Source organism: Pseudomonas sp. CFBP13508 (assembly GCF_005233515.1).
Taxonomy (GTDB): Bacteria; Pseudomonadota; Gammaproteobacteria; order Pseudomonadales; family Pseudomonadaceae; genus Aquipseudomonas; species Aquipseudomonas mercuritolerans.
Genome location: NZ_QFZZ01000006.1, coordinates 16,491 through 29,946, shown reverse-complemented (window position 1 = coordinate 29,946; position 13,456 = coordinate 16,491). Strand labels below are relative to the sequence as shown.

Genomic DNA, 13,456 nt, shown 5'->3' with positions numbered 1-13,456 from the left:
CATCGTGCAAACCGGCAAAGCCTAACACATAAGGTCACGAGGGCCGAATGCGCCTGTCGCCACACACTCATGTGCAACTGACATACATTATTGTGGCGAGGGGATTTATCCCCGCTGGGTTGCGAAGCAGCCCTGAACCATCCACCGCGATCTTTCAGTCAAAATCGAGCCAGCCGGGTTTGCGACTGCTGCGCAGCTGAACGGGGATAAATCCCCTCGCCACAGGTCAGTATTTCAACATTGTGGGATGTGTCAGCCGCGTGGGTGGTGTTTAGCGTGCAAGTCCTGCAAGCGGGCGCGGGCGACGTGGGTATAGATTTGGGTAGTGGAAAGGTCGCTGTGCCCGAGCAGCATCTGCACCACGCGCAAGTCGGCGCCATGGTTGAGCAGGTGCGTGGCGAACGCGTGACGCAAGGTGTGCGGCGACAGCGACTTGCTGATCCCGGCGACCTTGGCCTGATGCTTGATGCGATGCCAGAACGTCTGCCGGGTCATCTGCTCGCCGCGCTGGCTGGGGAACAGTACATCGCTGGGGCGGCCACCGAGCAGTTCGCTACGGCCGTGGCGCATATAGCGCTCGACCCAGACAATCGCCTCCTCGCCCATCGGCACCAGACGCTCCTTGCTGCCCTTGCCCATCACCCGCAATACGCCTTGGCGCAGGTTGACCTGCTCCAGCGTCAGGCTGATCAGTTCGGTCACGCGCAGGCCACAGGCATACAGCACTTCCAGCATCGCGCGGTCACGCTGGCCGATGGCGTCACTCAGGTCCGGCGCCTTGAGCAGCGCCTCGACATCGGCTTCCGACAGCGACTTGGGCAACGGCCGACCCAGTTGCGGCATGTCGACGCGCAACGTCGGGTCGACGCTGATCAGTTTTTCCCGCAGCAGATAGCGATAAAAGCCACGCACCCCGGAGAGAAATCTCGCCGTCGAGCGCGGCTTGTAGTTTTGCTCCAGCCGCCACGCCAGGTGATCGAGGATCAATTCGCGGCCGGCATTGATCAGCTCGAGATTTTTTTCCTGCAACCAGCCGTTGAACAGCGCGAGGTCGCTGCGATAGGCGTCGCGGGTGTTGTCGGACAGGCCTTTCTCCAGCCATAAAGCGTCGAGGAATTGATCAATCAGCGGATGGTCGATGGCAGGCATGGGTGCTCGGGGCAGGCAGTTTTTCACACTGCGCGCAAATAGACAGTGAACGACGGGAATGGCCGCTAGTCTTTCATAGCCAGCCAGATCAAGGAACAGGGAGCATCAATGAACGAGCAGCAAATTCTCTTGGCATTTGGCGGGATCGGCGCGGCGGCGCTGGGTTGTCAGTGGCTGGCATGGCGCCTGAAGCTGCCGGCCATTCTGTTTCTGCTGCTGACCGGCATTTTGGCCGGCCCGGTGCTGGGTTGGCTCGACCCGCAGGAAATGTTCGGCCCGCTGCTGATGCCACTGGTGTCGCTGGCAGTGGCGCTGATTCTGTTCGAAGGCAGCCTGACCCTGCACCTGTCGGAATGGAAAGAGATCGGCAGCGTCGTTCATCGACTGGTGACCCTCGGTGCGATTTCGACCTGGATCGTCATCGCGGTGGCTACGCATTTTCTGCTGGGCTTCGACTGGATGCTGGCGATTCTGTTTGGCAGCCTGACCCTGGTCACCGGTCCGACCGTGATCGTACCGATGCTGCGGGTGGTGCGGCCAAAAGCTTCGATCGCCAACATCCTGCGCTGGGAAGGCATCGTCATCGATCCGATCGGCGCTCTGCTCGCGGTAGTGGTGTATAGCTTCATCATCGCCAGCGCTGACGGTCATGGCCTCAAGCAAAGCCTCTTCACCTTTGGCGGGGTGATCCTCTGTGGCGCCGCGTTTGGTGTCGTCGGTGGCTGGCTGCTGGGGACGGTGATCCGACGTCAGTGGCTGCCGGAATACTTGCATAACCTGGCCTCGCTGGCAGCCGTGCTGGCGATCTTCATCGGTGCCAACCAAGTGATGCATGAGTCCGGCCTCCTGGCGGTGACGCTGATGGGCATGTGGCTGGCCAACATGAAAGGCGTGGACGTGCGGCACATTCTGCACTTCAAGGAAAACCTCAGCGTGTTGCTGATTTCCGGGCTGTTCATCCTGCTCGCGGCGCGTCTGGACCTGAACGCTTTGCTTGGCCTGGGACCGCTGGTGTTGATTCTGCTGTTGGTGATCCAGCTGATCGCCCGTCCGTTGAATGTTTTGCTCAGCACCGCCGGTTCCAGTCTCAGCTGGCGCGAACGAGCGTTGCTGTGCTGGATCGCCCCGCGCGGAATCGTCGCTGCGGCTGTCTCGGCGATTTTCGCGATTCGCCTGGATGAATCCGGGCATGAAGGCGCCCTGCTGCTGGTGCCGCTGACCTTTGCGGTGATCATCGGCACCGTGGTTTTGCAAAGCGCAACGGCGCGACCGCTGGCACGGCTGTTAAAGGTCGCCGAACCGGCGCCGAGCGGTTTTCTGATCGTTGGAGCCAATGGCCCGGCCCGCGAATTGGGCAAGTCGCTGCAACAGCTGGGCAGCCGCGTGCTGCTGACCGATTCGAGCTGGGAGAATATCCGCGCGGCACGCATGGAAGGCTTGCCGACCTACTTCGGCAACCCGGCGTCGCAGCATGCCGACGCGCATCTGGATCTGGTGGGGTTGGGGCATTTGCTGGCACTGTCACCGTCGGGCGAGCTGAACACATTGGCGGCGATGCGCTTTCGTCATGACTTCGGTCATCAGCGCCTGTTCGGCCTGGCCAGCGGCCATGAAAGCCGCCGCAGCGACAAGCACCGCGCAAGCCTGGAACACCGGGGCAATCAATTGGGCAGTGAGGCACTGACCTATTCGAAACTGGCCGGCCAGATGGGCCAGGGAGCGGAGCTTTACAGCACGACATTGACGGACGGCTTCGGCTGGGAGGATTACCAAGCGCTGCACGGCAATCGTGCAACGCTGCTGTTCATGCGTGATGACAGCTGCTGGGTGCATGTGGTGACACCGGAAACGGCGTTGAAGCCGGGAGCTGGGTGGACGTTGCTGGCGTTGATTCAACCGCAAGGTTCCGGCGCCTGACGGATCGATTCGCGAGCAGGCCCCACATTCGGACTTCGGTGGGAGCGAGCCTGCTCGCGAAGGCCGCGACTCGGTCACGGATAGACTGAAGATCCTTGCAGAACAAATCCCGGGCAACAAAAAAGCAGCCCGTAGGCTGCTTTTTTCTGCATCGGAAGCTGGGCTTAAGCCAGTTTTTCCTTGATGCGTGCTGCTTTACCCGACAGGTCGCGCAGGTAGTACAGCTTGGCTTTACGTACGTCACCGCGACGTTTGACAGCCATGCTGTCGATCTGCGGGGAGTAGGTCTGGAAAGTACGTTCTACGCCAACACCGTTGGAGATTTTACGAACGGTGAACGCACTGTTCACGCCGCGGTTACGCTTGGCGATTACAACGCCTTCGAACGCTTGCAGACGGGAACGATCGCCTTCCTTCACTTTCACCTGAACGACAATAGTGTCGCCTGGGGCGAAGGTAGGGATTTCTTTGGTCATCTGCTCTGCTTCGAGTGCAAGGATGATTTTGTTGGTCATGCTGTGCTCCTAAGGTAAATCGTTCGATCTACCATCGATACGTTGTTAACTATCGTCCCGCTCGCGGATGTATTCCTCGAGCAGCTTCTTCTCTTCTCCAGAAAGCGAGCGGCTTTCCAGAAGATCGGCGCGTCGTTCATAGGTCCGACCAAGGGACTGCTGTAAACGCCAACGCCGGATATGCGCGTGATTGCCACTCAGCAACACGTCGGGAACACGCTGATCCGCATACACCTCCGGGCGGGTGTAGTGCGGGCAATCCAGCAGACCATCCGTAAAGGAATCTTCCTCAGCGGAATCCGCATGCCCTAAAGCTCCAGGCAGCAGTCGTGTAACCGCATCGATCAGGACCATGGCCGGCAGCTCGCCGCCAGACAGTACATAGTCGCCAATCGACCACTCTTCATCGACATGAGCCTCAATAAAGCGCTCGTCAATGCCTTCGTAGCGGCCGGCAATCAGGATCAATGCATCCGATTGTGCCAGCTCGCGTACCGCCGACTGAGTCAGTTGACGGCCTTGGGGGGACAGGTAAATCACCTTCGCCGCCTCCCCGGCTGCTGCCTTGGCCTGAGCCAGTGCATCTTCCAGGGGCTTGATCTTCATCACCATGCCCGGACCACCGCCAAACGGGCGATCGTCCACAGTGTGATGCCGATCCGTCGTGTAATCTCGCGGATTCCAACAGGTCAGCTGCAAGAGCCCCTGTTTGACCGCACGACTGGTGATGCCGTAATCGCCAATGGCGGAAAACATCTCGGGAAACAAACTGATCACTTCTACGCGCAAGTTAGCCACGTTCAGAAGTCCGCGTCCCAATCCACCTTCATCTCGCCCGCTTCCAGGTCGACGGCCAACACGCATTGCTCCGTATAGGGCAACAGGCGTTCGCGATCATCCAGGCTGCCAGCGCAAGGCTTGACGACCATTACATCATTGGCGCCGGTTTCCAGAAGATGATCGATTTTCCCGAGCAGTTGCCCAAGGGTGTCGATGACCTTCAGACCTTCCAGCTGGTACCAGTAGTACTCGCCTTCGGTCAATTCAGCGAACAGGTTGCGCGGCACGCAGATCTCATAACCGGCCAGAAGACGAGCTTCTTCACGATCATCGAGACCCTTGAGCTTGGCGACCAGGAACTTGTCGCTCCCGCGTCCACTGACCAGCTCGACCTGTTTGACATTGCCTTCGCGCTTGAGCGTCCAGGTTTTGTACTGCAACAGGTTTTCAGTCGGATCAGTAAAGGAATAAACCTTCACTTCGCCGCGAACGCCATGAACAGAATAAATTTTGCCAATAACAATCAAATCATCGGCAGGGGCTGGCGTCGCGTTCATATTGCTCAGGCCGCAGCCTTGGCAGATTCCTTCAACAACTGAGCAACGCGCTCAGAAGGTTGTGCACCAACGCTCAGCCAGTAGGCAACGCGCTCTTGGTTCACGGACAGACGGATTTCCTGACCACGGGCAACAGGGTTGAAGAAACCAACCTGTTCTTTGTGGGAGCCGTCACGCGGGTTACGCGAGTCGGTTACGGTCAGGTGGTAAAACGGGCGCTTTTTGGAGCCGCCAAGGGCAAGACGGATTGTTAGCATGTGAACATCGTTCCTGTAGTCGGTGCTGCAAATCTAAATGCACAGCGGGCATGGGTGCCCGAAAGGCCGCATATTCTAAGGAATATCCGGACTTTTGCAAATGACTTTTTCCGGCGCCCATGGCATGCCGTGCAGATTTGCATAGAGAGCCGTCGATAAAAACGGCCAGTCAGCTCCCGCCGAGTGCGGGTTTGCTGTTGATCCTGCGTCCTTGCAGGGTCTGCGCCGGTGCGACGACCGGCGAAGTCTTTACATTTTCGGCATGCCGCCGCCGGGCAACATACCGCCCATGCCGCGCATCATTTTTGCCATACCGCCCTTGGCGGTGAATTTCTTCATCATCTTCTGCATCTGCTTGTGCTGCTTGATCAAGCGGCCGATGTCCTGCACCTGCGTGCCGGAACCCATGGCGATCCGGCGCTTGCGCGAACCGCTGATCAGCTCAGGATCGCGGCGCTCGGCCGGGGTCATGGAATTGATGATGGCTTCCATCTGCTTGAACTGCTTCTCTGCGGCGTTCTGGGCATTGCCCATCTGCGACAGGTTGACGCCGCCGATGCTCGGCAGTTTGTCCATGAGCCCGCCGAGGCCGCCCATGTTCTTCATCTGTTGCAGCTGATCGCGGAAGTCTTCGAGGTCGAAGCCCTTGCCCTTTTTCAGCTTCTTGGCCAGTTTGTCGGCCTTGTCCTTGTCCAGCGTCGCTTCGGCCTGCTCGATCAGGCTGAGCACGTCGCCCATGCCGAGGATCCGCGAGGCGATACGCTCAGGGTGGAACGGATCGAGCGCTTCGCTCTTCTCGCCCATACCGATGAACTTGATCGGCTTGCCGGTGATGGCGCGCACCGACAGCGCGGCACCACCACGGGCGTCGCCGTCGACCTTGGTCAGGATCACACCGGTCAGCGGCAGCGCATCGCCGAACGCCTTGGCCGTGTTGGCGGCGTCCTGACCGGTCATGGCGTCGACCACGAACAGGGTTTCGACCGGGTTGATCGCAGCGTGCAGCGCCTTGATCTCGCCCATCATCTCTTCGTCGATGTGCAGACGACCGGCGGTATCGACGATGACCACGTCGATGAATTTCAGTTTGGCTTCTTTAATAGCCGCATTGGCGATGTCGACCGGCTTCTGGCTCAGGTCGGACGGGAAGAACGTCACGCCGATGTCGTTGGCCAGGGTTTCCAGCTGCTTGATCGCCGCCGGACGATAGATGTCCGCAGACACGACCATGACCGACTTCTTCTTGCGCTCTTTAAGAAAGCGCGCCAGCTTGCCGGCAGTGGTGGTTTTACCCGCGCCCTGCAGACCGGCCATCAGAATCACGGCTGGCGGCACAGCGCTCAGATTGAGGTCTTCGTTGGCCGCGCCCATCAGGCTTTCGAGTTCGGCCTGGACGATCTTCACGAACGCCTGGCCCGGCGTCAGGCTGCGCGACACCTCGGTGCCGACAGCGCGCTCCTTGACCGAATTGACGAAGTCCTTGACCACCGGCAGCGCGACGTCAGCTTCGAGCAACGCCATGCGCACTTCACGCAGGGTGTCTTTGATATTGTCCTCGGTCAGCTTCGCCTTGCCGGTGACATGGCGCAGCGTCTGCGAGAGACGGTCGGTTAAGTTTTCAAACATTGCGCGATCCTTTCAGGCCCTGTACGAACCGGGATAATGGCGGCCCAGACCGGAATCAACATGTGCTCGGCGAGCCTGCGGCGTGGGCAGGTCGCGGATTATAGCGAAGACTGCGGCCGGCGGACACCTCGCCGTCAGCTTGCGGAGTCTTTCGTGCCGTGGCGGTTCTATGCCAAACTCAGCGCCTTTCGGGCTCGCCTAACAGGATTTATGCTCCCCTTGTCACCCAGTTTGCTGACCACCCTCGCCGCCGCCCTGCTCTATGCCGCTGCGACCGTCTATCAAAGTACTCGTCTGGCCATCGGCGCCAAGGCGAACAAGCGCCTGCTGGTCAGCCTCGGCGTCTTCGCCGTGCTCGCCCATGGCGCCAGCCTGCTTACACATCTATTGACCCCGATCGGCCTTGGCCTGGACTTTTTCAGTGCGTCCAGCCTGATTGCCGCCGCGGTAATCGCCCTGACCCTGCTCGCCTGTTCGCGGATCCCGGTGGAAAACCTGCTGGTGCTGTTGTTCCCGCTGGGCGCGATCACGGTATTGCTGGCGCAGTTCGCGCCGACCGGCACGGTGCAGATCATCGATGAAGAACCGGGCATCCTCGCGCACATTCTATTGTCGATCCTCGCCTACGGCATGTTCACCATTGCGGTGTTCCAGGCGTTGCTGCTGCTGGTTCAGGACCATCAGCTCAAGCACAAGCACCCGTCCGGGCTGATCAAGAACTTCCCGCCCCTGCAAACCATGGAAAGCCTGCTGTTCGGCTTTCTCTGGGCCGGCTGGACGCTGCTGTCGCTGTCGCTGATTTCCGGCTGGCTGTTCGTCGAGAACCTGTTCGCCCAGCACCTGGTGCACAAGACTCTGCTGGCCTGCCTGGCATGGATCGTCTTCAGCGTGCTGTTGTGGGGCCGCAACCGTCTGGGCTGGCGCGGCCACAAGGCGATTCGCTGGACCCTCGCCGGTTTCTGCCTGCTGATGCTGGCGTACTTCGGCAGCAAACTGGTTCGTGAATACATTCTGCACATCTGACGGGCGGCATAAATGGACGGTTTGCCCATAGGGCCGATGCTCGCGGTATTTGTCCTGCTGATTTTATGGTCAGGGCTGTTTACCGCCGTCGAAATCGCGCAGCAGCACCTGCTCGCGCAACGTATCGCCTCGCGCGCCAGCGATAAACCGCTGGCGAAGCTGAGCTTCCCGCTCGACAGCCTGATCCTCTGCAATACCCTGTGCCGCGCTCTCGCGGTGATCATCGCGACGTTGCTGGCGATTTTCCTCTGCGAAGAAAACGGCCCGTGGGCGGCGTGCCTGGGCGCCGGTGGCATCCTGTTGGTGTTCGCTGATTATTTCCCGCGCACCGTGGCCCGGCGCTATCCCGACGCGGTGCTGGCGTTCGGCAATGCCCTGCTGACCGTGCCGATGAAAATCGTCTACCCGTTCGCGTGGCTGTTCAGCCGGGTCAGCGCTTTGTTGATGACCCCGTTCACGCGCAAGGTTCAGGTGGTGCAACAGAGCGAGGACGAGGTGCCGGCCGATCACGATGAGGATCACGACCATCCCGTGCGCAGCCACCCGCTGTCGGGCATTCATGCGCTGGACAACATCACGGTCAACGACATCCTGGTGCCGCGCAGTGACGTCGATGGCATCAACCTCGACGATTCGATCGAAGAGATCATCGAGCAACTGCGCGAGAACAAGCGCACGCGTCTGCCGGTTTTTCACAGCGACATCAATCAGGTCGAAGCGGTGCTTAACACCCGCCAGATCGGCCATTTGCTGAGCAACGGCGGATTGACCCGCGAGGCACTGCTGGCCGCCAGCTACGAGCCCTACTTCGTCCCGGAAAGCACGCCGCTCCAGCTCCAATTGCTGAACTTCCACAAGCAGCAGCGGCGCCTTGGCATGGTCGTCGATGAGTACGGCGAAGTGCTGGGCATCGTCACCCTTGAAGATATTCTCGAAGAGATCGTCGGCGAATTCGAAAGCGAGCACAGCCTCGACAATCCGCACATCCATCCCCAGGCCGACGGGCGTATGGTGATCGATGGCGCCGCATCGATCCGCGACCTGAACAAGTGCCTGGGCTGGCATCTGCCGAGCGACGGGCCGAAGACGCTCAATGGCCTGGTCACCGAAGCGCTGGAAACCATTCCGGAAAGCGCGGTGTGCCTGAAGATCGGGCGTTATCGACTGGAAATCCTCGAGACCGAGGAGAACCGGGTGAGCAAGGTGTTGATCTGGCTGACCTCATCGGTGCCTGCTCTGGTGCCTGCAAGATAAAAGATCAAAAGATCGCAGCCTTCGGCAGCTCCTACATGTGGAATGCGTTCATCTACAGGAGCTGCCGAAGGCTCGGACCGCGATCGGACGATCTTTTGCGCTTGTTTGATCGTTAGCCCCCTTCCTATAATCGGGACGCTTACCCAAGCGCCGTCGATCCCTGTGCCTACCCGGCACTGCCCGGATCCTGACTGTTTCCGCTGCAAACCGACGACTGTTCCTACTCGAAACAGCGCTCGCGCCCTACCCCACATCCCTGGGTGTTCGACCATAATAATTCGCTCCACTGGAGCTCATGACTGTCAGGGATCACCGCATGACGACCCATACCGCTTACAGCGAAACCGCGCCTGCCCAGCCGACCAACTCCGCCACCCGCGTGGCCACGGCAAGCTTCATCGGCACCGCTATCGAGTTCTACGACTTCTACGTTTACGCCACTGCTGCGGCGCTGGTGATCGGGCCGGTGTTCTTTCCGCAGACCTCCGGCACGGCGCAGATGCTTTCCGCTTTTCTCACTTTCGGCATTGCCTTCCTCGCCCGACCACTGGGTTCGGCACTGTTTGGCCACTTCGGCGACCGCATCGGGCGCAAGTCGACGCTGGTCGCCTCGCTGCTGTTGATGGGCGTGTGCACCACCTTGATTGGCGTGTTGCCGGGCTATGACAGCATTGGGGCCTGGGCGCCGATTCTGCTGTGCGTGCTGCGTTTCGGTCAGGGCCTGGGCCTTGGCGGTGAATGGGGCGGCGCGGCGCTGCTGGCTACGGAAAACGCGCCGAAGGGCAAACGCGCGTGGTTCGGCATGTTCCCGCAGCTCGGGCCATCGATTGGTTTTCTGGCGGCCAACGGTCTGTTCCTGACCCTGGCGATGACGCTGGATGATGAACAGTTCCGCAGCTGGGGCTGGCGTATACCGTTTCTGCTCAGCGCGGCGCTGGTGATGGTTGGCCTGTATGTGCGCCTCAAGCTGCATGAAACGCCAGTGTTCGCCAATGCGATCGCTCGTCAGGAGCGAGTGAAAGTGCCGCTGGTCGAGTTGTTCAGCCAATACTGGGCTCCAACACTGCTGGGTGCGGCGGCGATGGTGGTCTGCTACGCACTGTTCTATATCTCGACAGTGTTTTCCCTGAGCTACGGCGTATCGACGCTGGGTTACAGCCGCGAAACGTTCCTCGGCCTGCTGTGCTTTGCCGTGTTGTTCATGGCCGCCGCGACGCCATTGTCAGCCTGGGCCAGCGACCGTTACGGGCGCAAACCGGTGCTGATCATTGGTGGCGTGCTGGCGATTCTGTCTGGATTTCTGATGGAGCCATTGCTGACGCAGGGCTCGACCTGGGGCGTGGCGCTGTTTCTGTGCATCGAGCTGTTTTTGATGGGCGTGACATTCGCACCGATGGGCGCGCTGTTGCCTGAGCTGTTTCCGACCCACGTGCGTTATACCGGTGCTTCGGCGGCGTACAACCTGGGCGGGATCGTCGGAGCCTCGGCGGCGCCGTTCTTTGCGCAGAAACTGGTGGCGATGGGTGGGTTGAGCTATGTCGGCGGGTATGTGTCGGCGGCGGCGGTGTTGAGTCTGATTGCGGTGCTGTGCTTGAAGGAAACCCGCAACAACGATCTGAATCAGGTTGCCTGACAGAAGATCAAAAGCTTCGCGAGCAGGCTCGCTCCCACAGGGAAATGCATTCCAAATGTGGGAGCGAGCCTGCTCGCGAATAGTTGCCGCGACCCGGTTTACAGCTCTACAACAACCGCCTGCGACGCACGGGTCGCCTTGGCGCGAGCAGCCTCGATCGACTCATCCCGCGCCAGCGCCACGCCCATGCGGCGCTGGCCGTTCACTTCCGGCTTGCCGAACAGACGCAGCGCGGTGTCCGGCTCGCTCAACGCAGCGCCCAGGTTGGCGAATGCAGTCTGGGTCGACTGGCCTTCCACCAGAATCACTGCCGACGCCGATGGGCCGAACTGACGGATCAGCGGCACCGGCAGACCGAGTATGGCGCGGGCATGCAGGGCGAATTGCGACAGGTCCTGGGAAATCAGCGTGACCAGACCGGTGTCATGCGGCCGTGGCGAGACTTCGCTGAACCATACCTGATCACCTTTGATGAACAGCTCGACGCCGAACAGACCACGGCCACCCAGCGCTTCAGTGACTGCTTTGGCAACGCGCTCGGATTCAGCCAGAGCAATCGGGCTCATGGCCTGCGGCTGCCAGGATTCCTGATAGTCGCCCTTCTCCTGACGGTGGCCGACCGGTGCGCAGAACGTGGTGCCGCCAATGTGGCGCACGGTCAGCAGGGTGATTTCGTAGTCAAAGTCGATGAAGCCTTCGATGATCACCCGACCTTTGCCGGCGCGACCGCCCTCTTGCGCGTAATCCCAGGCTTTCTGTACGTCATCGGCGCTGCGCAGCAGGCTCTGCCCCTTGCCCGACGAACTCATCACCGGCTTGACCACGCAAGGGAACCCCAGGTCCTGAACGGCTTTGCTGTAGTCCTCGAAGGTGTCGGCGAAGTGGTACGGCGAGGTCGGCAGGTCCAGCTCTTCGGCAGCCAGACGACGGATGCCTTCGCGGTTCATGGTCAGCTGCGCCGCACGCGCGGTCGGAATCACGGTGAAGCCTTCAGCTTCCAGCTCGACCAGCGTGGCGGTAGCGATGGCTTCGATTTCCGGCACGATGAAGTGCGGCTTCTCGGCTTCGATCACTGCACGCAGAGCAGCACCGTCGAGCATGTTGATCACGTGGCTGCGATGGGCGACTTGCATGGCCGGCGCGTTGGCGTAGCGGTCGACGGCAATCACTTCAACGCCCAGGCGCTGCAGTTCGATTACCACTTCCTTGCCCAACTCACCACAGCCACACAGCAATACGCGGGTCGCGGTTGGCGACAATGGAGTTCCGATACGGGTCATCTCAGGTCCTCAAGGGAAGCGGATCATCGAGGAAAGCCACGCAGGTGCGCTTTCCATGGGGAGAAAGCGCGGCATTTTACATGAACCCGAGGGTTTGGCTTCAGCTGGCGACAGCCTGTTTGCGATCACGCCAGGCCATGATCAGCCAGACCGCGGTAACGCCGGCGAACTTGGAGGCCAGCGCGGTGATGATCACCGGCGGCGTCAAGGCGTCGATCATGCCGAAAAAGATGAAGGTATCCAGCGGAATGCTCAGCGCCGAACTGATCCACAGTCGATCACGCAACGGCCGCTTGGTGATGCTGAACACCAGCCAGTCGATGCACTCGGAGACCGCGAACGCCGTGGCGCTGGCCAGCGCGATGGAAGGGTCGGACGTGATGTAGGAAAGCACCAGTGCCGCCAGCATCGCCACGATCGCGCCATGACCGAAGCGCGTTTGCACCATGTCGCGCAGCACGAACACCAGCCCGCCCCAGGCCGACCAGATGATGTCCAGGTGCGGTGCGGTGGAAAAGGCGAAGTTGATCAGCACGACGCTGCTGATGTAGGCGATGAGGAAGATCATGGGGGCGGCCTGTAAATGTGGCGCACAGGTTACTTGAGCGCTGGTATTGCGCCAATAGGTGCGGTGACAGGACCGACGTCTTCGCGAGCAGGCTCGCTCCCACAGTGGAATGCATTTTCAAGGTGGGAGCGAGCCTGCTCGCGAAAGCGGTGGTTCAGACGCCTGACTTCGCGGGAATCATCCAGACCAATCCACTCGCCTTCGCCCGCTCATGACACAACCCCAGCACCACCCGGCGCTCGTCATTGCTCATGCGGCCCCAGCGGGTGATCTCTGCGACCGTGCGCTGGCACCCGGTGCAAACATCTTCTTCGTCCAGCGCGCAGATATTCACGCAAGGCGAGGCGACTGGTCGTTCAACAGTCGTCATTGTTCCTGCTCGACCAGATCGCGGGCGTAACGCTGCGAGTTATGCACATAGTGCGCGGCGCTGGCTTCGAGCATCTTCTTTTGCGCCTCGGTCAGTTCACGTACGACTTTGCCCGGCGAGCCCATCACCAGCGAACCGTCGGGAATTTCCTTGCCTTCGCCGATCAGCGAATTGGCGCCGATGATGCAGTTCCTGCCGATCTTCGCGCCGTTGAGGATCACCGCGTTGATGCCGATCAGGCTGTAATCGCCGACCGTGCAACCGTGAAGCATCGCGTTGTGGCCGATGGTCACGCCGGTACCGATGGTCAGTGGGTAACCCATGTCGGTGTGCATCACCGTACCGTCCTGCACATTGCTGTTCTTGCCGATGAGGATCAGTTCGTTGTCGCCGCGCAACACAGCGTTGAACCAGACGTTGGCGCCCTCTTCCAGGCGAACCTTGCCCACCAGCACGGCATTGGGCGCGACCCAGCTCTGTGGATGGGTTTCGACACGGGCGTCGCCCAGGCGGTATTTCATCTTGTT

The 13,456-nt window shown here is 60.4% G+C and carries 14 protein-coding genes; 4 read left to right on the top strand and 10 right to left on the bottom strand.

Features of this window, described 5'->3' with window-relative positions:
- Nucleotides 1-252: 252 nt before the first annotated feature.
- Entirely contained in the window at nt 253-1,149 is an 897-nt protein-coding gene (gene xerD, locus PspCFBP13508_RS17340) for a site-specific tyrosine recombinase XerD (protein WP_137215221.1), read from the bottom strand.
- 108 nt (nt 1,150-1,257) lie between these two features.
- Here xerD and PspCFBP13508_RS17335 point away from each other — a divergent pair, with 108 nt between their 5' ends.
- Complete coding sequence (locus PspCFBP13508_RS17335; RefSeq protein ID WP_137215220.1) at nt 1,258-3,066, top strand: sodium:proton antiporter; 1,809 nt, start codon at nt 1,258-1,260, stop codon at nt 3,064-3,066.
- A 164-nt stretch (nt 3,067-3,230) separates the two neighbouring features.
- On the opposite strand, the gene rplS is transcribed toward PspCFBP13508_RS17335, so the two are convergent.
- From rplS to ffh, 5 genes are all read right to left on the bottom strand, one after another.
- Nucleotides 3,231-3,581: a 50S ribosomal protein L19 gene (gene rplS, locus PspCFBP13508_RS17330; protein ID WP_003175895.1), complete on the bottom strand. Its 351-nt coding sequence runs from the start codon at nt 3,579-3,581 to the stop codon at nt 3,231-3,233.
- Nucleotides 3,582-3,626: 45 nt separating this feature from the next.
- Nucleotides 3,627-4,379: a tRNA (guanosine(37)-N1)-methyltransferase TrmD gene (trmD, locus tag PspCFBP13508_RS17325; protein ID WP_038860625.1), complete on the bottom strand. Its 753-nt coding sequence runs from the start codon at nt 4,377-4,379 to the stop codon at nt 3,627-3,629.
- A 2-nt stretch (nt 4,380-4,381) separates the two neighbouring features.
- Nucleotides 4,382-4,918, bottom strand: a complete 537-nt coding sequence (gene rimM, locus PspCFBP13508_RS17320; RefSeq protein ID WP_016771538.1) for a ribosome maturation factor RimM — start codon at nt 4,916-4,918, stop codon at nt 4,382-4,384.
- A 5-nt stretch (nt 4,919-4,923) separates the two neighbouring features.
- On the bottom strand, nt 4,924-5,175 hold the full coding sequence (gene rpsP / locus PspCFBP13508_RS17315; RefSeq protein WP_003185073.1) for a 30S ribosomal protein S16: 252 nt from the start codon (nt 5,173-5,175) through the stop codon (nt 4,924-4,926).
- A 249-nt stretch (nt 5,176-5,424) separates the two neighbouring features.
- A complete protein-coding gene (gene ffh, locus PspCFBP13508_RS17310; protein WP_007967791.1) occupies nt 5,425-6,801 on the bottom strand; it encodes a signal recognition particle protein in 1,377 nt (458 codons plus the stop codon).
- A gap of 210 nt (nt 6,802-7,011) precedes the next feature.
- Here ffh and ccsA point away from each other — a divergent pair, with 210 nt between their 5' ends.
- From ccsA to PspCFBP13508_RS17290, 3 genes are all read left to right on the top strand, one after another.
- Nucleotides 7,012-7,824 (top strand): cytochrome c biogenesis protein CcsA, encoded by an 813-nt coding sequence (ccsA, locus tag PspCFBP13508_RS17305; protein WP_130912387.1) that lies wholly within the window; start codon nt 7,012-7,014, stop codon nt 7,822-7,824.
- A 12-nt stretch (nt 7,825-7,836) separates the two neighbouring features.
- On the top strand, nt 7,837-9,078 hold the full coding sequence (locus PspCFBP13508_RS17300; RefSeq protein WP_137215219.1) for a transporter associated domain-containing protein: 1,242 nt from the start codon (nt 7,837-7,839) through the stop codon (nt 9,076-9,078).
- 316 nt (nt 9,079-9,394) lie between these two features.
- The gene (locus PspCFBP13508_RS17290) at nt 9,395-10,711 is read left to right on the top strand and encodes an MFS transporter (protein ID WP_016771542.1); all 1,317 of its coding nucleotides are present in this window, start codon (nt 9,395-9,397) and stop codon (nt 10,709-10,711) included.
- Nucleotides 10,712-10,809: 98 nt separating this feature from the next.
- Here PspCFBP13508_RS17290 and purT read toward each other — a convergent pair whose 3' ends face one another.
- The 4 genes from purT to PspCFBP13508_RS17270 all read right to left on the bottom strand — a co-directional run bounded on the left by purT (nt 10,810) and on the right by PspCFBP13508_RS17270 (nt 13,450).
- Complete coding sequence (gene purT / locus PspCFBP13508_RS17285; RefSeq protein WP_024011715.1) at nt 10,810-11,991, bottom strand: formate-dependent phosphoribosylglycinamide formyltransferase; 1,182 nt, start codon at nt 11,989-11,991, stop codon at nt 10,810-10,812.
- 100 nt (nt 11,992-12,091) lie between these two features.
- A complete protein-coding gene (locus PspCFBP13508_RS17280) occupies nt 12,092-12,559 on the bottom strand; it encodes a VUT family protein (RefSeq protein ID WP_016771544.1) in 468 nt (155 codons plus the stop codon).
- A 154-nt stretch (nt 12,560-12,713) separates the two neighbouring features.
- On the bottom strand, nt 12,714-12,929 hold the full coding sequence (locus tag PspCFBP13508_RS17275) for a DUF1289 domain-containing protein (RefSeq protein WP_130910693.1): 216 nt from the start codon (nt 12,927-12,929) through the stop codon (nt 12,714-12,716).
- The gene (locus PspCFBP13508_RS17270; RefSeq protein ID WP_071174483.1) at nt 12,926-13,450 is read right to left on the bottom strand and encodes a gamma carbonic anhydrase family protein; all 525 of its coding nucleotides are present in this window, start codon (nt 13,448-13,450) and stop codon (nt 12,926-12,928) included. The genes PspCFBP13508_RS17275 and PspCFBP13508_RS17270 overlap by 4 nt, the downstream gene beginning before the upstream one ends.
- Between the last annotated feature and the right edge of the window lie 6 nt (nt 13,451-13,456).